Origin of the sequence: Myroides sp. DW712, from assembly GCF_046557355.1 — a bacterium.
Lineage (GTDB): Bacteria > Bacteroidota > Bacteroidia > Flavobacteriales > Flavobacteriaceae > Flavobacterium.
This window is the reverse complement of the sequence record NZ_JBKFDO010000003.1, coordinates 46,797-63,815: the sequence shown is the minus strand read 5'-3', so window position 1 is coordinate 63,815 and position 17,019 is coordinate 46,797. Positions and strand designations below refer to the sequence as shown.

General features: G+C 37.5%; 17 protein-coding genes. 14 read left to right on the top strand and 3 right to left on the bottom strand.

Going from position 1 to position 17,019, the window contains the following annotated elements; all coding sequences use genetic code 11:
* Window positions 1-267 precede the first annotated feature (267 nt).
* From ACLJX0_RS03320 to ACLJX0_RS03280, 9 genes are all read left to right on the top strand, one after another.
* Window positions 268-933, top strand: coding sequence for a VOC family protein (locus tag ACLJX0_RS03320; RefSeq protein WP_410878416.1), 666 nt, complete (start codon window positions 268-270; stop codon window positions 931-933).
* Between the two features lie 117 nt (window positions 934-1,050).
* Entirely contained in the window at window positions 1,051-1,869 is an 819-nt protein-coding gene (map, locus tag ACLJX0_RS03315) for a type I methionyl aminopeptidase (RefSeq protein ID WP_410878414.1), read from the top strand.
* A gap of 14 nt (window positions 1,870-1,883) precedes the next feature.
* Window positions 1,884-2,654 carry a class I SAM-dependent methyltransferase gene (locus ACLJX0_RS03310; protein WP_410878412.1) on the top strand — a complete coding sequence of 257 codons (771 nt, stop codon included), beginning with the start codon at window positions 1,884-1,886 and terminating at the stop codon, window positions 2,652-2,654.
* A gap of 69 nt (window positions 2,655-2,723) precedes the next feature.
* Window positions 2,724-3,389 carry a hexitol phosphatase HxpB gene (gene hxpB / locus ACLJX0_RS03305; RefSeq protein WP_410878410.1) on the top strand — a complete coding sequence of 222 codons (666 nt, stop codon included), beginning with the start codon at window positions 2,724-2,726 and terminating at the stop codon, window positions 3,387-3,389.
* A gap of 9 nt (window positions 3,390-3,398) precedes the next feature.
* A complete protein-coding gene (locus ACLJX0_RS03300) occupies window positions 3,399-4,643 on the top strand; it encodes a DUF5103 domain-containing protein (protein ID WP_410878408.1) in 1,245 nt (414 codons plus the stop codon).
* A 19-nt stretch (window positions 4,644-4,662) separates the two neighbouring features.
* Window positions 4,663-5,049 (top strand): Co2+/Mg2+ efflux protein ApaG, encoded by a 387-nt coding sequence (apaG, locus tag ACLJX0_RS03295; protein WP_410878406.1) that lies wholly within the window; start codon window positions 4,663-4,665, stop codon window positions 5,047-5,049.
* Window positions 5,050-5,147: 98 nt separating this feature from the next.
* Window positions 5,148-6,773, top strand: a complete 1,626-nt coding sequence (pruA, locus tag ACLJX0_RS03290; protein ID WP_410878404.1) for an L-glutamate gamma-semialdehyde dehydrogenase — start codon at window positions 5,148-5,150, stop codon at window positions 6,771-6,773.
* 208 nt (window positions 6,774-6,981) lie between these two features.
* Window positions 6,982-8,568, top strand: a complete 1,587-nt coding sequence (locus tag ACLJX0_RS03285; protein ID WP_410878402.1) for a BCCT family transporter — start codon at window positions 6,982-6,984, stop codon at window positions 8,566-8,568.
* Between the two features lie 6 nt (window positions 8,569-8,574).
* On the top strand, window positions 8,575-9,447 hold the full coding sequence (locus ACLJX0_RS03280; RefSeq protein ID WP_410878400.1) for a universal stress protein: 873 nt from the start codon (window positions 8,575-8,577) through the stop codon (window positions 9,445-9,447).
* Window positions 9,448-9,668: 221 nt separating this feature from the next.
* On the opposite strand, the gene rsmG is transcribed toward ACLJX0_RS03280, so the two are convergent.
* Window positions 9,669-10,298, bottom strand: coding sequence for a 16S rRNA (guanine(527)-N(7))-methyltransferase RsmG (gene rsmG / locus ACLJX0_RS03275; protein ID WP_410878398.1), 630 nt, complete (start codon window positions 10,296-10,298; stop codon window positions 9,669-9,671).
* Between the two features lie 113 nt (window positions 10,299-10,411).
* On the opposite strand from rsmG, the gene ACLJX0_RS03270 reads away from it, so the two are divergent.
* The 5 genes from ACLJX0_RS03270 (at window position 10,412) to ACLJX0_RS03250 (ending at window position 14,717) form a co-directional block, all read left to right on the top strand.
* A complete protein-coding gene (locus ACLJX0_RS03270) occupies window positions 10,412-11,602 on the top strand; it encodes a pyridoxal phosphate-dependent aminotransferase (RefSeq protein WP_410878396.1) in 1,191 nt (396 codons plus the stop codon).
* 99 nt (window positions 11,603-11,701) lie between these two features.
* Window positions 11,702-12,277, top strand: coding sequence for a Crp/Fnr family transcriptional regulator (locus ACLJX0_RS03265; RefSeq protein ID WP_410878394.1), 576 nt, complete (start codon window positions 11,702-11,704; stop codon window positions 12,275-12,277).
* Window positions 12,278-12,487: 210 nt separating this feature from the next.
* Entirely contained in the window at window positions 12,488-13,219 is a 732-nt protein-coding gene (locus ACLJX0_RS03260) for a pirin family protein (RefSeq protein WP_410878392.1), read from the top strand.
* 26 nt (window positions 13,220-13,245) lie between these two features.
* Window positions 13,246-13,776: a YceI family protein gene (locus ACLJX0_RS03255; RefSeq protein WP_410878390.1), complete on the top strand. Its 531-nt coding sequence runs from the start codon at window positions 13,246-13,248 to the stop codon at window positions 13,774-13,776.
* A gap of 323 nt (window positions 13,777-14,099) precedes the next feature.
* Entirely contained in the window at window positions 14,100-14,717 is a 618-nt protein-coding gene (locus ACLJX0_RS03250; RefSeq protein WP_410878388.1) for a hypothetical protein, read from the top strand.
* 346 nt (window positions 14,718-15,063) lie between these two features.
* Here ACLJX0_RS03250 and ACLJX0_RS03245 read toward each other — a convergent pair whose 3' ends face one another.
* Window positions 15,064-15,996: a pseudouridine synthase gene (locus tag ACLJX0_RS03245; RefSeq protein WP_410878386.1), complete on the bottom strand. Its 933-nt coding sequence runs from the start codon at window positions 15,994-15,996 to the stop codon at window positions 15,064-15,066.
* Window positions 15,997-16,066: 70 nt separating this feature from the next.
* The gene (locus ACLJX0_RS03240; protein ID WP_410878384.1) at window positions 16,067-16,990 is read right to left on the bottom strand and encodes a geranylgeranylglycerol-phosphate geranylgeranyltransferase; all 924 of its coding nucleotides are present in this window, start codon (window positions 16,988-16,990) and stop codon (window positions 16,067-16,069) included.
* Window positions 16,991-17,019: the final 29 nt, after the last annotated feature.

Genomic DNA, 17,019 nt, shown 5'->3' with positions numbered 1-17,019 from the left:
AGTGACTCTATTAAATCAAGCAATTAGTATAGACACACAATGGACATAGCATGCTCTCCTTGTACTAACATTAAAACGATAAACAAAAGGTTGTCCTAAAAAGACAGCCTTTTGTTTTACAGCTTATGCTAGCTACCAGCTCCTCACCAAACTACAATCAATTTTCAATTGCTTTTTCTTATCTCCCTATCATGTTATACAATGCAAACCCTTAGTATAACCAAGCTCTTCAGTGTACCTTTATTTGAAACAAAAACAAAGAGACTTATGAAAATACTAGATGTACAATTAGAAGCAAATAACTTAGATACAATCCTTGAATTTTACAGTGAAACCCTAGGTTTAGAAATTTTGAAACAAACAACAGGGGAAATTCGTTTCCAAGTAGGTGATACCCAACTGACTTTTATTGGCAAACCGACAACGAAAGCACAGTATCACTTTGCCTTCAATATTGCGACCAATCACTTAAGCCAAGCCATCAAATGGGCACAAGCAGCGGGTATTCCACTACTTCCTTCACCTAAAGACGAAACGATTACTTATTTTGATACCTGGAAAGCCCAATCCATCTACTTCTGGGACAAAAATGGAAACTTGTTGGAGTTTATTGCAAGAGTAGATACACAGATTCAAAAAGAAGTTCCCTTTTCTCCAAAAGAGATGTTGAATATTAGCGAAATCGGGTTAGTTACAAAAAAACCAATTGCAACTGGTGAAGCGATTCAACAACAAATAGGCGTTGATTTTTTCTCCAAAGCTACTCCCCTTGCTGAATTCTGTGCCTTAGGAGATGATGATGGTTTGTTAATTCTCGTTACCCCAAACAGAACGTGGTATCCCACCGATCTTTTGGCCCAGCGAAGTCCAGCAACCATACAGGTAGAAGTAGCTGGAGAGATTCACACCATTCAAACGTTAGATTGGGAATAATCCAATGATTTTGTCCCTCAAGAAGATAGAAATCGCGTATTTCTACAAAATCCGTTTTGTTTGATTTTTTTGATTCAGTGGAATAGCGTAATTTTGTCGTTCTTAAATAAATAAAGTATGATCATTCCAAAAACTCTAGAACAAATTGAGTTGATGAGACAAAGTGCCCTTTTAGTTTCTAAAACATTAGGGATGCTTGCAACAGAGCTAAAGCCAGGAGTAACGACTTTAGAATTAGACAGAAAAGCAGAAGAATTCATCAGAGATCACGGTGCAGTACCGGGATTTAAAGGATTATATGGATGCCCATCCAGCATTCTAACGAGCGTAAACGAGCAGATTGTTCACGGGTTACCAACAGACAAACCGATTGTAGAAGGCGATATTGTTTCGATCGACTGTGGTACGGTGATGAATGGATACTATGGAGATCACGCCTATACGTTTGAAGTAGGGGAAGTAGCGCCAGAAACGAAGCGTTTATTGCAAATCACCAAAGAATCGCTATACGTAGGAATCCGCGAATTCAAATTAGGAAACCGCGTAGAAGATGTGGGAAGTGCGATTCAACGTTACTGTGAAAAAGAAGGATATACCGTTGTTCGCGAATTAGTAGGGCACGGATTGGGAACCAAAATGCACGAAGCGCCTGAGATGCCAAACTATGGTAAACCAGGAAGAGGAAAGAAATTCGTGGAAGGAATGGTCGTTGCTATCGAACCGATGATCAACTTGGGAACAAGAAACATCAAACAATTAAGCGACGGTTGGACGATTGTCACCCGTGATGGAAAGCCATCGGCTCACTTCGAACACGATGTAGCTTTAGTGAATGGAAAACCAGAATTGTTATCAACGTTCCAGTATATCTACCAAGCTTTGGGTATTCAAAGCAATGAAGAAGATGAATTCCGAGCGAATCCTTTCGTTTTATAATTCATCCTCCTTGAATGAAAAAACTGTTTAAAACAATATTGAATGTGGTACCTCGACCGATTTTAATTCGGTTGAGTTATCTTGTTCGACCTGTATTTGCTTGGTACCTTAAAGGAGATCGCTATACCGATCCTATTGATGGGAAGCGTTTTAAACATTTTTTGCCCTATGGGTATGCTAAACAGCGCCCGAATGTGCTTTCGCCTAGTACGCTCTCTTTAGAAAGACACCGCTTATTGTGGTTGTACTTGCAGCGTGAAACTGACTTTTTCACTGCTCCACACCGCGTCTTACATTTTGCTCCCGAACAAGCCTTCTATAAGCGCTTTAAAAAGCAAGCCAATTTAACTTATACCACTACAGACCTAGAATCTCCCTTAGCGGATGTGAAAGCAGATATTTGCAACCTGCCTTTTGCAGATCATTCCTTTGATATCATTTTGTGCAATCACGTATTGGAACACATTCCCGACGATACCAAAGCCATGCAAGAATTGTATCGCATTCTCAAACCTGGCGGTATGGGTATTTTTCAAGTTCCACAAGAGCTATCTCGTCCCGTTACATTTCAGGATGACAGCATCACGGATCCCAAAGAACGCACCTTGATTTTTGGTCAATATGATCATGTGCGCATCTATGGACTTGATTATTTTGACAAACTACGCCAAATTGGCTTTACCGTGATTGAAGAAGATTACACGCAAAAACTAACTCCAGCAGAAGTGGAGCGTTATTGCCTAGCCCCAGGTGAAATAATTCCAGTTTGTTTTAAACCCCTATAAACCTTCCTTTCCCATTCTATCGCTTTTGCGTATCTTCGTACAACTATTAGTTATTTACTTATTTGTACTATGATTACAACCGTACTTTTCGATATGGATGGTGTGTTAATTGACTCCGAAAAATTTTGGCAACAAGCAGAACGCGAAGTTTTCACTTCTGTCGGTTGTCAATGGAATGAAGCAATCGCCCATCAAACCACAGGCCAAACCACAAGAGCCGTTACTGAACTTTGGTATCGCTTATTTCCTTGGAAAGGCCAAACACTCGAAGAAGTAGAACAAGCGGTTGTCGATCGGGTTGATGCACTCATTCGACAAGAAGGAGAAATTAAAGTTGGGGTTTTAGATACCCTCTCTTTTTTACAAAAGCAAGGCATTAAGATTGGTTTAGCTACTAATTCGACTCCTTCGTTGATTCAGACTGTTTTAACTCGATTAAACATTCATTCTTTTTTTCAAACGACTGTATCGGCTTTAGAAGTACCTCAAGGCAAACCCGCACCAGATGTTTATCTACAAGCAGCTAAAAACTTAGACAGTCAACCTGAAAACTGTTTGGTTATTGAAGATTCATTTACAGGAGCAACGGCAGGAAAAACAGCAGGTATGACCGTTTTTGTGGTTCCAGAAGCGGAATTTTATAGCGACCCCAAATTCGATTTAGCCGACAGAAAATTGGTTAATTTAACGGAGTTTGAAGAAAATTTCTTAGCTTTAAAATACGTAACCCCCTAATTGACTATCATGTTGAACCTACGATGGCTTTTCCTTCTGTTGTTTGTCTCTTTTTTTGCCCACGGACAGCAAACACAAGATTATACCGCCAATTACATCAAAATGGCTGCTTTTACCAATATGGATAAAGCCGTAACTCCTTTCTTTCCCCTCAACGATGGTTTTTCCATTGAATTTGACGATTTATATGGGGATGAAGGAAATTATTACTATCGCGTATTGGCTTATAATTACGATTGGACGCCTTCTCAATTAAGACCCATTGAGTATATCAAAGGCATGGATAACCAACGTATTCAACACTATACAACCTCATTCAATACCCTGCAACTATATACCCACTACAAATTGACGATTCCCAATTCGGTCTATCGCATTACCAAAAGTGGCAACTACATTTTAGAAATTTACGATGAGGACAATCAAGTAGTCATTCGCCGCAAATTTGTCTTATACGAAAATAATGTAGCCATAGCGGCTCAAGTCAAAAGAACCCGAGACCTCACCTATATTGACACCAAACAAACCTTGGAGTTAACTGTTAAACTAGGAGATCAAACTTTTCAAAATCCAACTACCAACGTCAAGATTGCGTTGTTTCAAAATGGACGTTGGGACTCTTACATTACCAAAGTAGCGCCTCAATATACCCTTGGAACGGATTTAGTTTACAAATATGACAAGGAGACGAGTTTCTGGGGAGGCAATCAATTTCGCTATTTTGACAACAGCGATTTGAAACAATCCAACAACATGATCTATTCCAATAGCAAGGAGAATGACATGTATAAAACCACCCTCTATCCAATTACGGGCTGGTTGGAAAAGAAGTATTCGTACTATCCCGATATTAACGGCTCCTTTCGCGTGCGAAATATGTATGGCAAAAATGCGTCTATTGAAGCCGAATACAGCTGGGTATACTTCACCTTTCAACCCATTTCAGAAGACAAGAGCAATGCGTACTTTATTACTGGTATGTTCAACAACTATGAGCTAACCCCAGAGCATTTACTTGAATATAATCCCCAAACTGATCGTTTTGAAAAAGCAATTCTCATCAAACAAGGGTTTACCAATTATAATATAACCACGGTTCAAAAAGGAAAGGTGAGTAACGAACACAACCAAGATGGCAATCACGCCTTAACCACCAATAAATATCAAGTTTTAGTTTATTACAAAGGAAATACTGATTTATACGATCGTGTTATTGGTTTTGCAGAAGCTGATGCAGAACAGATTACCTACTAAAAAACAAAAAGCAACAATTATGGTATCAAAACAAACCAAAGGAGTAAATGTAACCGTAGAAACACTGTATGAAGGTTTTTTTCAACGAAGCAATAGCATGCAATTTGCCTTTAGTTATGAAATTACCATCGAGAATCAGAGCGATTCTACCATTCAGATTCACTCCCGCCATTGGGAAATTTATGATTCACTCAATGCCAAAGAAGTTGTGGAAGGATTGGGCGTGGTTGGCGAGCAACCGCTTATCCTACCCAATGAAAAATACACCTACAACAGTGGCTGTGTATTAACTTCAACCTCAGGAGCGATGCATGGGTATTACAATGTCATTCGAACAGAAAATCAACAGATGATTACCGTTGAAATTCCTTTCTTTAAACTCATTGCGCCTTTTATTTTAAATTAGACGCTTTAAGTTAAACTCATGTGTAATAACCTCTAGTTCGAGTAAAATTAATTATCTTTGTCGTTATATATTTTAATAAACCCGAAAAAAAGTACATTATGTCAAAAGGATTCTACAAAGTTCCGAGTGCGATTAATGAGCCGGTAAAATCATACGCGCCAGGAACGCCTGAGAGAGCATTGACTTTGAACTCTTTCAAAGAGCAATATAGCCAATTAGTTGATATTCCATTATACATTGGTGGAGAAGAAATCAGAACTGGAAATACAAAAGATTTATTCCCACCTTTTGATCATAAACATAAATTAGGTGTGTACCACCAAGCAGATAAAGCGTTAGTAGAAAAAGCAATTTCAACAGCCTTAGAAGCAAGAACAAAATGGGCAGCAATGCCATGGGAACACCGTGCTTCTATCTTCTTAAAAGCAGCTGAATTATTAGCAGGTCCTTACCGTGCAAAAATCAACGCTGCTACCATGATTGCGCAAGCAAAAACACTTCACCAAGCGGAAATCGATGCAGCTTGTGAATTTATCGACTTCTTGAGATTCAACGTAGAATATATGACTCAAATTTATTCAGAACAACCAAAATCAGTAGATGGTGTTTGGAATAGATTAGAGCACAGACCGTTAGAAGGTTTTGTATATGCTATTACTCCATTTAACTTCACGGCAATTTCAGGAAATTTACCTTCTTCTGTTGCCATGATGGGTAACGTAGTGGTATGGAAACCTTCAGCAACTCAAATTTACTCGGCTAGAGTAATCGTTGAAGTATTCAAATTAGCAGGTTTACCTGACGGGGTAATCAACGTAGTATACGGAGATTCAGCGATGATTACGGATACACTTTTAGCGAGCCCTGATTTCGCAGGAATCCACTTTACAGGATCTACAGGGGTGTTCAATAGCATGTGGACGAAAATCGGACAAAACATCAACAACTACAAAACATATCCTAGAATCGTTGGAGAAACAGGAGGAAAAGATTATGTGTTAGCACATCCTTCTTCTAATGCAAAAGAAGTAGCAGTTGCCTTAACTAGAGGAGCATTCGAATACCAAGGACAAAAATGTTCTGCGGCTTCAAGAGCGTATGTTCCGGCTTCTTTATGGCCTGCAATTAAAGACTTCATGACTACTGACTTAGCAACAATCAAAATGGGATCACCAGAAGATCCATCAAACTTTGTATCATCTGTAATCTCTGAAAGCTCTTTTGACAAATTGGCGAAAGCAATCGAAGAAGCAAAAGCAGCGAAAGATGCAGAAGTAGTACTAGGAGGAAAATACGATAAATCAGTAGGATACTTCGTGGAACCAACGGTTATCTTAACATCAAATCCGAAATACGATACGATGGAAACAGAACTTTTCGGCCCTGTATTAACGATTTACGTTTACGAGGACGCAAAATGGTCTGAAACTTTGAAGTTAGTAGATGAGACTTCTGCTTATGCCTTAACTGGAGCCATCTTCTCTCAATGTCGTTACGCGATTGCTGAAGCAACAGAAGCTTTAGTAAACTCAGCAGGTAACTTCTACATCAATGATAAACCTACAGGGGCTGTTGTTGGTCAACAACCTTTCGGTGGAGCAAGAGCTTCAGGTACAAACGACAAAGCAGGTTCTATCTTAAACCTATTGCGTTGGGTATCGCCAAGAACAATTAAAGAAACTTTTGTTCCTGCAACAGATTACAAATATCCTTTCTTAGGATAAGAACATATAAAGGCGGTTACTTTAACCGCCTTTTCCTTTCACAATTCAGTGCTTTTTATCAGGATCGATTTATGTTTACCCCTTCTAAACCTCAGCCGATTAAGTAAAAAATACTTCTATATTTTGCTTTTTTTCTTTTTCCAACAGAAAAAGATCCTTTTTACTCTTAAAGTACTGGGTTATACTTATTAACAATAATATATAACTCATGTTTAAAAAATTACTTGAAAAGAAACAACTGGTGATTAATCCACCGGTATTCACCACCTCAATTCTATTAATTATTGCTTTACTTGCTGTATGTGTCCTTTTTCCTACAAAAGTAGGTGACTGGTTCCACGTTGGGCAATTAGCGGTCACAGAAAATTTTGGTTGGTTTTTTATTCTTACTGTGAACATCATACTTATCTTCGCCTTATTTTTAGCCTTTGGCAAATATGGTAATATCCGCTTGGGAGGAGATGACGCTGAACCAGAATTCTCCAAACCTTCTTGGTTTGCCATGCTCTTTAGTACAGGAATGGGAATCGGAATTATGTTCTTCAGTATCGGAGAACCTGTATCTCACTTTGCAAATCCCCCTAGAGCAACCGATAGCGATATTGATACGGCCATTCAAGCGATGAATTTTACTAGTTTGCACTGGGGATTGCACGCTTGGGCTATCTATGCTATTGTTGGACTTGCCTTGGCTTTTTTCAGCTTCAACCGAAAATTGCCCATGACGTTCCGCTCCTTACTCTATCCGTTTTTGAAAGAGAAAATTCACGGCTGGTGGGGACATACGATTGATATACTATCCACTTTAGCCACAGTTTTTGGTCTATCTACATCTTTAGGACTTGGAGTAACCCAAATCACTGCTGGACTTGAATATCTTTACGGGTGGCAAATATCACCCTTAAATCAAGCTATAATCATCCTTGGTGTGATCAGTGTAGCAACAATCTCCGTTCTATCTGGCTTGGATAAAGGAGTAAAATTACTGAGTAATGTCAATATGTACATCGCTTCAGGATTTATGCTCATTATCTTTATTTTAGGTCCTACCTTATTCATCTTAAAGGGATATGTACAAAATACAGGATCTTATTTAGCCAATTTTATTGATATCAGTACTTGGAATGATACCTACAAAGGGTCTGGTTGGCAAAACTTTTGGACCATTTTCTATTGGGCTTGGTGGATTGCTTGGTCTCCATTTGTTGGGAGTTTTATCGCTCGTATTTCAAAAGGCCGAACCGTTAAAGAATTTATTCTAGGGGTATTAATCGTCCCAGGACTTATTACCCTGCTTTGGATGAACGTATTTGGCGGAAGTGCACTACACACGATTCTAGAAGGGGACATGACGCTCATTACGGCAGTGAAAGAAGATATTTCTACCGCACTATTTGTATTTTTAGAAAATTTCCCCTTAGCAAACTTTTTATCAATTGTAGCTATTATTTTAATTTTCTTCTTCTTTATTACTTCGTCCGATTCTGGTTCTTTAGTTATAGATAATATTACTTCAGGTAGTGAAGGGAACTCTCCGGTTTGGCAACGTGTGTTTTGGTCATTCTTACAAGGATTAATTGCTATTATCCTTTTATGGGGTGGAGGACTTGATGCGCTACAAACTGCTGTAATTACCACAGGACTCCCTTTTGCCTTCATCCTACTCCTCATGTGTTATAGCTTGCGAAAAGGACTACAGGATGAATTAAATAAAAAAGCAAAACAACTAAAATCCAAACAAGAAAGAAGTTATAAAGAAATTATTTCTGACTTAATTGAAGAACAGCAAAAATAAAAACGCATGGAAACAAATAAAGCGCTCAATCTATTAATTGGACTGGATTTATCCGAAATGGATCAATACCTCATCCAATATGCCAATATACTGGACCATATTCTGAATGTGGAACAGATTACGTTTATTCACAACTTGAAGTTAGGAGAACTTCCCAAAGAATTAGTGCAAACGGACCAACTCCAACTCATTCAACAACGCATCAAAAACAGAATTGAACAACAGATCAAAGCAACGGAAATTGCCTATCAATATGAAGTTGTTGTTACCTTGGAAAACTATTCGGAAATTGCGTTTTCCAACTTAGCGAAGCGAAAGAATTTTGACTTATTGGTAATGGGTAACAAACAAAAGCTATTAGGAAATGGAGCATTAGCAAATAAACTTGTGCGTATCCTTCCTTCAGCTACATTGTTAGTTCCTGAGACCTTTAAAGTACCTATCGAAACGGTCATTGATGCCATCGACTTCTCGCGCTATACCAATGCTATTATGCTGTGGGCCGATCGCTTTAAAAACAATTCCAAAGGACAGCGAATCAGTCATTCTGCAGTTCATATCTCCAAATCCTATTGGAGCTATTTACCCATGATGAACGAAAAAGAGTTGGAAAAAATTTCCAAAGAAGAGATTCAAGAAAAAGAAGAAAAATGGAACAAAGAATACCCTCATTATACGGATATCGACATTGTACCCGCTAAAAATCAAAATGTTTCCGCCGCTTTAATTCAGTATGCTCGAAACAAAAAAGCGGATTTAATGATTCTTGGGGTAAAAGGATCAGCAGGAATCAAAGATATTATCTTAGGTAGTGTAGCTAATCACTTGCTCCACCGCCCAACTGATACGTGTTTGCTTTTTGTTAAGCCGATAAAGTGAGAAATGGGTGATGCGTGGTGAGGTTTGGTGAGATTTTGCATGGTGCGCAGTTTGTTGAGTCTCTACGTTGTAAGATAATTGTGCTTTGCAAGCAGTATTTATGCAAAAAAGCAACCAACAAATCCCAAAAGTCAAATAACAAAAAAAGGTTCGATCTTCTTCCAAAGACCGAACCTTTTTTATAGGATAAACTTCACCCATTTCTCATCTCCCTTCTCCCATTACCCTTTATACTTCAGCGGTAGATATACCACCTTTTTTGTTTCAAAGAATTCATCATCAAAAATATGGCTCAAATCAAATTGAACAGCCTTAGGAAAGTCTTTCAACTCTTCGGTTAAATCTCCTCCTTTGAGGTAGAGAATTCCATTTTCAAATTCATGTACATTTTCCTTTTTTGTTTTATGGCGAATCCATTTCACAAAATCAGGCATATTAGTTACGGCACGGCTTACAATAAAGTCAAATTTTTCCTCTACGGTTTCGGCTCTTTTTTGTTCTGCCACCACATTAGTTAAGCCCAACGCTTGTACCACTTCATTCACCACACGTATTTTCTTTCCAATGATGTCAATCAAGTAAAATTTCGTCTCTGGATATAAAATTGCCAATGGAATACCTGGGAATCCTCCTCCTGTTCCAACATCCATCACGCTACTTCCCGGAACAAACTCCATTACTTTAGCAATCCCCAACGAATGCAATACATGTTTGACATACAATTCTTGTATATCCTTTCTAGAAATAACGTTAATTTTCGCATTCCAGTCTTGGTATACACTTTCCAATTGCTCAAATTGAGCGATCTGTTCTGGGGTAAGATTAGGGAAATATTTTAAAATTTCTTCCATTTCAAAAGTTTTGACAAAAATAGCTTTTTTTATCGGTAAATAAAGGGACCTTAACTATAATATAGATTTATTATACTTACCTTTGATTGATACTATTTAAAGAATGAATACCTATGAAAACTCAAGTTCTATCAGATAGAATCAACAATCTTACAACTTCACAAACTTTAGCGATGGCCGCGAAAGCGCGCGAGTTAAAAGAACAAGGAATAGACATTATCAGCTTGAGTCTTGGTGAGCCCGATTTTAATACCCCTGACTTTATCAAAGAGGCAGCCATTCAAGCCATCAAAGAGAACTACAGTAAATATCCACCCGTTGAAGGATATGTAGAGCTAAGACAAGCGATTAGCAATAAATTCAAAAGAGACAATAATTTACCCTATACAGCCAACCAAATTGTCGTTTCTACTGGAGCGAAACAAGCGTTGTTTAATGTGGCTCAGGCCATGATTAACCCTGGTGATGAGGTTATCATCCCCGCTCCTTTTTGGGTGAGCTATGCTGAAATTGTAAAAATTGCAGAAGGAATTCCCGTAGAAGTACCTACAACCATTGATACTGATTTTAAAATTACACCCAAACAACTGGAAGATGCTATTACACCACAAACGAAAATGGTGTGGTTTAGTTCGCCTTGTAATCCAAGTGGATCAGTGTACAGCAGAACAGAATTAGAAGCTATTGCTACTGTTTTGGATAAACATCCATCCATCTACATCCTTTCGGATGAGATTTACGAACACATCAACTTTGGAGCAGCTTATTGTAGTATTGGTTCGATTGGCAATTTAATCGAACGCACAATCACGGTAAACGGAATTTCAAAAGCTTTTGCCATGACAGGATATCGTATTGGTTATATCGGTGCACCTGAATTCATTGCCAAAGCATGTGCTAAAATGCAAGGACAGGTTACTTCTGGAGCGAACAGCATCGCCCAGCGTGCAACGATCACCGCAGTAAATGCAGACCCAAGCATCTTAAAAGATATGGTACATGCCTTCAAAAACAGAAGAGATTTAGTCGTAAACTTAGTAAGAGAAATTCCAGGAGTGAAAGTAAACGTACCTGAAGGTGCTTTCTACTTATTCCCAGATGTTTCTTCCTTCTTTGGAAAAACTTTACAAGGGGTAACCATCAACAATGCCAATGATTTGTCAATGTATCTATTAGACAAAGCCTACGTAGCAACTGTAACAGGAGATGCTTTTGGAAACCCAAATTGCATTCGCCTTTCGTACGCAACAAGTGAGGACCAATTAACGGAAGCCTTAAAACGAATGAAAGAAGCGTTGAAATAAAACGCAACAATCCAAATAGAAAAAGCGCTTCTTACTTCGGTAGTAGCGCTTTTTTTTGTGTCAATAAAAATCGTATTTTTATAAGATAAACGAATTGTTGTGAATATACTTTTAGAAAGCATTGCGAAGCACGTAACCTTGACAGACTACGAACAAAAAGTGGTATTAGATTCTTTTGAATCTCATCGATACAGTGCCAAAGAGAAACTCCTTATCGAAGGAGAAATTTGTTATAACTCTACCTTCGTCATTTCTGGTATCTTGAGAAACTACTTTGTCGATGATCAAATTGTTGAACATACCGTTAGCTTTGCTACCAATGGCTGGTGGATTGCCGATATGTACAGTTTCCTTTCTCAAAAACCAGGCAATTCATATATTGAAGTGGTAGAAGATGCCATGATTTTAAGTTTAACACGGGAACAACAGCTCAAACTCTTTGATGAAGTACCTAAAATGGAGCGTTACTTCCGCATTCTCATTGAGCGATCGCTAATCGCCAATCAGCAACGCTTGATGGATAACCTATCCCTTACAGCCGAAGAGCGCTATGAACGCTTCTCTGAGCGCTTTCCAGATATACAATATTGTTTGCCTCAGAAGCAAATTGCTTCTTACTTAGGAATCACACCTGAATTTTTTAGTAAGTTGAAAAAGCGAATGCTGATGAAATAGGGACCAGTGAACAGTTTACAGTGAACAGTTTCGGTGAGACTACCCTCCTTATCTATTTAAACAAGAGAATCGATCTAACGATTGAAAGATCACCCACAACCAAAAACCAAAAACCAAAAACTCACAACCCTCCCCCCCCATTTCTTAACCTACATTAAGAGACTAACCCACTGATTACCTGTATCTTTGTAATACAAAATCGATACAGCTATGAACAATTACATCCTATACAAATCAGACAGCAGGGGGTATGCTGACCACGGTTGGCTCAAATCACACCACACCTTTAGTTTTGCAAACTATCGCAACAATGACCGCGTTCATTTTGGCGCATTACGTGTATTGAATGACGATTATGTTGCAGCAGGTATGGGATTCGGTACACATCCTCACGAAAATATGGAAATCATCTCCATTCCACTCAAAGGGCAATTGGCCCATCAAGACAGCATGGGTCATGGAGAAACCATACATGTTAATGAGATTCAGGTTATGAGTGCGGGTAGGGGAATTCAACACAGTGAGTTTAACCCCAGCGAGACAGAAGCGACGGAATTCTTACAAATTTGGGTTTTCCCAAACAAACTCAATGTAACACCGCGATACCAACAGCTAACCTTAGACCCTGCGAAAAGACAAAACCAATGGGACCAAATTGTATCCCCTAATCCAGAAGATACTAACGTTTGGATTCACCAGAATGCCTGGTTCCATATGACGAACCTGGATAAAGACCGCAGTCTTACCTATGACCTAAAAGACAATACAAACGGCCTTTATCTATTTGTTTTAGAGGGCTCGATAACAGCTAATGGTCACTCCTTAGCACGTCGAGATGCCATCGGTATTTGGGATATTAAAACTCTTGAAGTACAAGCTTCAGAAAATGCACAACTTTTACTCATGGAGGTTCCAATGGAACTACCGAGCTACTTACAATAATTACAAACTTTAAAAAATACAACAAAATGGAAACTAAAAATTGGACTATTGACACGACACACTCTTCCATTGGATTTAAAATTAAACATATGATGTTTACCAATGTAAGAGGAACATTTACGAATTACACAGCTAAAATTGATTTAGTTAATGACAAATTAGAAGATAGTGTCATTCACTTTGAAGCAAAAGCAACTTCTGTTGATACGAATAACGCAGATCGAGATAACCACTTACGAAGTGCAGATTTTTTTGATGCAGAACAGTATCCACACATTAGCTTTACCTCAACAAAAATCGAAAAAAAAGGAGAAGCTCATTATGCAGTAGAAGGTATGCTTACTATGCACGGTGTGAGTAAACCCGTAAAACTAAATGCAGAATATAGCGGGGTTATTCATGACCCTTGGGGAAACGCTAAGATCGCCTTAGCACTCAACGGAAAAGCCAACAGAAAAGACTGGAACCTGAACTGGAATACTGCATTAGAAGCGGGTGGAGTCTTAGTTGGAGAAGAAGTTAACTTCGATATCGAAACTCAATTTGTTTTGGCTTAATGCAAATGGGAAACCGAAACGCAGTGTAGGTTCATCGAACACCTAAACAAAATATAAAATCAGTGAGATAGATGGAAAAGGGAAAATGATCTTTTGGAAGTAAACCTCATCTATCTAAATAATAAAAACGCGACGGCTAAAAAGCCGTCGCGTTTTTTATTATATCGATTCAGACAAAATGTTAAACGCTATTCTTAGTATTGAAACTGTACATCAAAAAATCAAAGCAAGAACAGCTATTACATACTAATAAAACAGATTATTTTTTTATTCAACCATTTATATATAACATTACTACATGTTTAACTTTAATAATATTTATTATGAAAAAATTAATACCATTTATTTTATTATTATCATTTTTTAGTATTTCTTGTTCTTCAGACTTTGATTTAAAGAAGGAGATATATACAAAAGAAAAAAATGACAAGAGCATTGTACCAGCAGGAGACAATAAATTAATTTTAAAAGACAACTTAAGCAATCTTAATTATTCGATTCGTGTTGACCCCGCTAGTAGTGAAATGAAAAATTCATTTACGCAAAAAAATCTCCTTTACAATTCTTCTGGTGCAAACGTTGAGATTTCAGTTAATTTTGATGGAAACAAACTATTTTTAATTTCATCAACAGTAAATAATTTACATTTCTATATTGAACAAATAAATGAAACTGATTTCTATCTTCTAGACGAAGAAAAAAATAAAATGCAGAAAGTAGCTGTTTCATTAGATGAAAATTTTAATTTTAATTTAAAAACAACAGAAATTTACAGTGATAACAACAATGAAAGCCTATTGGTACGAGGTCAATGGTATAGCTGTATGAGAGAACGATTAGGTGATCCAATTAATATAGGAATACTAGGATTTACCTCATTTTTAGGACCAGTAGCTTTAGCAGGAGCATTTACTGGAATAGGGCTGTATTGTGCTTTCTAATAAAATACGCATTCCTATGAACTATAAAAATGGACTAGTATTTATTTTTTTTCTATTATTGCTAATCAGCATCAATTATATTGTAGAAAAATATGATCCTTTTCATACGTACAACGCTCACATAGCACCTACTATCCTAACAGTTATCCTAATTGGAATTGGTCTTAGCAACTATTATTATCGAAAAAATAAAAAGAAATAATGTTCTACCATAAAAAAACGCGACGTCTAAAAAAGACGTCGCGTTTTTTATTTTATCCAGAAAGAAGGTTTAACTATTATTCAAAATGAAGTTTTCGCTATAAATCGAAATTCTTCTCATTTCCCTTTTCCCTTCTCTATTTCATTATCCTTGTTGCAAGCTACGTACTTCGTCATCCGTTAAGAATCTCCATTTTCCTCTTGGCAAATTCCACTTGGTGATTGATCCGTACATCACGCGATCTACTTTTAGCACATTGTAATCCATTGATTCAAACAAAGCGCGCACTAATTTGACGTTAGAGGCTTTTAATTTGATACCGATTTCGGTTTTAGGTTGATTTTCAACATAGGCTGCATCCTCCACAAACACGCGTTTATCGTCAATGTAGATTCCTTTTTGCACGCGTTCTAAATCTTCGTATTTCAAGTTTCGATCCAAAGATACTTGGTACATTTTTGAAGAACGTTGCTCAGGAGAACTCAACTTTTGAATTAAGTTGGTATCATTGGTAAACAACATCAATCCCAAGGTACTTTTATCCATACGTCCTACGGGCGCTAATGGCGATGTAGAAGCCCCTTTAATCAAGCTCAATACATTCTCTTGACTTACAATATCTTCGTTAATTGTAGAGAAGCCTTTCGGTTTATTCAACAAAACATACACTTTCTTTTCTGGTGTAACAATCATCCCATCAAAGTTAACCACATCCGTTAGTTTTACTTTGTATCCCAACTCTGTAACAACTTCTCCGTTTACTTTTACGTTACCTGACACTATATATAAATCCGCATCTCTTCTAGAACAAACGCCAGAATTACTAATATACTTGTTTAAGCGCATCTCTCCATTATCTGCTTTTGGAGTAGCTGCTGCTTTTGGTTTTTTATCGAATGTTCTAGCAGAAGGATTTGGTTTTTGTGTTCCCTGTCCTTGACTAGCTCGCTTTTGGAAAGGCTTTGCCCCTCCTACTTTTGGCTTTCCACTACCTGTTTTTGGTTTTCCACCGCCAACTTTTGGTTTACCACTGCGATTAGATTGGTTTTTTCTAGAACCTGACTTACCGTTATTCATATTAAATATTTTTGCAAAGATAGACAAACTCCACCTTTTATTTCAATTTACGAAAAAATATAGCTTTTAATTACAAATTCTCCTCCAAAAGATACTTCCCACTAGCCAAAACATCAGGTTTTATCAACACAATAGAAAGCACACCCAATAAAATTAAAAGCTTGAGTAAAAAATGTAATTGGTGATATTCTTGTGTGGTAGTAGATTTCCATAATTGCATAAGAAAAAATAGCAAGAGGACAATACTGAAATAGAAATAGTAAATCATATACCCCACATCGAATCGCACCGTCATAAAATAAACGGGAATCAACGCCAAAACAAAAACAGCGGTAATGACTTTTTTAGCCGTTCGCTCGCCAAAACGCACGGGAATAGTCTGATAATTATTGGCAAAATCGCCACGGATATTCTCCAAATCCTTCATTATCTCGCGAATTAAGATAATTAGGTACAAGAAAAATGCATGTACAAAAATAGAAATATGGAAAGATCCGAAATACATTAAAATTGCAAAGAAAGGCAACATCGCCAGCAAGGAAGCTAGTAAATTGCCTATAATGGGATATTTTTTTAGCTTATGCGAATAGAACCACAACAAGAAGATATAGACAGCAAAGAAGATGGCACCATGCAACGATACTGGAAGAACAATACAAACAGACAGAAAATTAAGGAAGAAATACACGCGTAATTTCGTCGTTTGACTCACCAAGCGATCCAACATGGATTTAGTAGGACGATTAATTAAATCCTTTTCTGCGTCATAAAAATTGTTGATGATATAGCCCGAAGCGATTGCTAAGGCAGAAGCGAAAATAATGAGAAATAATCGCCAGTCCAAGATAACGTCTAACGCTCTTTTTTCAGGTGCAAAAATAAAGATTGACGCTAGATACTGGGCTAAAATAATAACAAAAATGTTATAACCTCTCACCACAGAAAACAAACTAAATATTTTAGCTAAGAGGATTTTATTTTTCCTAGATAACATATTATTTTTTCAGGTGGTTAATAAAAAAG

What these genes read in the sequence shown, in the direction of transcription:
- ACLJX0_RS03320 (WP_410878416.1), top strand. Translation starts at nt 268, where the DNA reads ATGAAAATACTAGATGTACAATTAGAAGCAAATAACTTAGATACAATC.
- map (WP_410878414.1), top strand. Translation starts at nt 1,051, where the DNA reads ATGATCATTCCAAAAACTCTAGAACAAATTGAGTTGATGAGACAAAGT.
- ACLJX0_RS03310 (WP_410878412.1), top strand. Translation starts at nt 1,884, where the DNA reads ATGAAAAAACTGTTTAAAACAATATTGAATGTGGTACCTCGACCGATT.
- hxpB (WP_410878410.1), top strand. Translation starts at nt 2,724, where the DNA reads ATGATTACAACCGTACTTTTCGATATGGATGGTGTGTTAATTGACTCC.
- ACLJX0_RS03300 (WP_410878408.1), top strand. Translation starts at nt 3,399, where the DNA reads ATGTTGAACCTACGATGGCTTTTCCTTCTGTTGTTTGTCTCTTTTTTT.
- apaG (WP_410878406.1), top strand. Translation starts at nt 4,663, where the DNA reads ATGGTATCAAAACAAACCAAAGGAGTAAATGTAACCGTAGAAACACTG.
- pruA (WP_410878404.1), top strand. Translation starts at nt 5,148, where the DNA reads ATGTCAAAAGGATTCTACAAAGTTCCGAGTGCGATTAATGAGCCGGTA.
- ACLJX0_RS03285 (WP_410878402.1), top strand. Translation starts at nt 6,982, where the DNA reads ATGTTTAAAAAATTACTTGAAAAGAAACAACTGGTGATTAATCCACCG.
- ACLJX0_RS03280 (WP_410878400.1), top strand. Translation starts at nt 8,575, where the DNA reads ATGGAAACAAATAAAGCGCTCAATCTATTAATTGGACTGGATTTATCC.
- rsmG (WP_410878398.1), bottom strand. Translation starts at nt 10,298, where the DNA reads ATGGAAGAAATTTTAAAATATTTCCCTAATCTTACCCCAGAACAGATC.
- ACLJX0_RS03270 (WP_410878396.1), top strand. Translation starts at nt 10,412, where the DNA reads ATGAAAACTCAAGTTCTATCAGATAGAATCAACAATCTTACAACTTCA.
- ACLJX0_RS03260 (WP_410878392.1), top strand. Translation starts at nt 12,488, where the DNA reads ATGAACAATTACATCCTATACAAATCAGACAGCAGGGGGTATGCTGAC.
- ACLJX0_RS03255 (WP_410878390.1), top strand. Translation starts at nt 13,246, where the DNA reads ATGGAAACTAAAAATTGGACTATTGACACGACACACTCTTCCATTGGA.
- ACLJX0_RS03250 (WP_410878388.1), top strand. Translation starts at nt 14,100, where the DNA reads ATGAAAAAATTAATACCATTTATTTTATTATTATCATTTTTTAGTATT.
- ACLJX0_RS03245 (WP_410878386.1), bottom strand. Translation starts at nt 15,996, where the DNA reads ATGAATAACGGTAAGTCAGGTTCTAGAAAAAACCAATCTAATCGCAGT.
- ACLJX0_RS03240 (WP_410878384.1), bottom strand. Translation starts at nt 16,990, where the DNA reads ATGTTATCTAGGAAAAATAAAATCCTCTTAGCTAAAATATTTAGTTTG.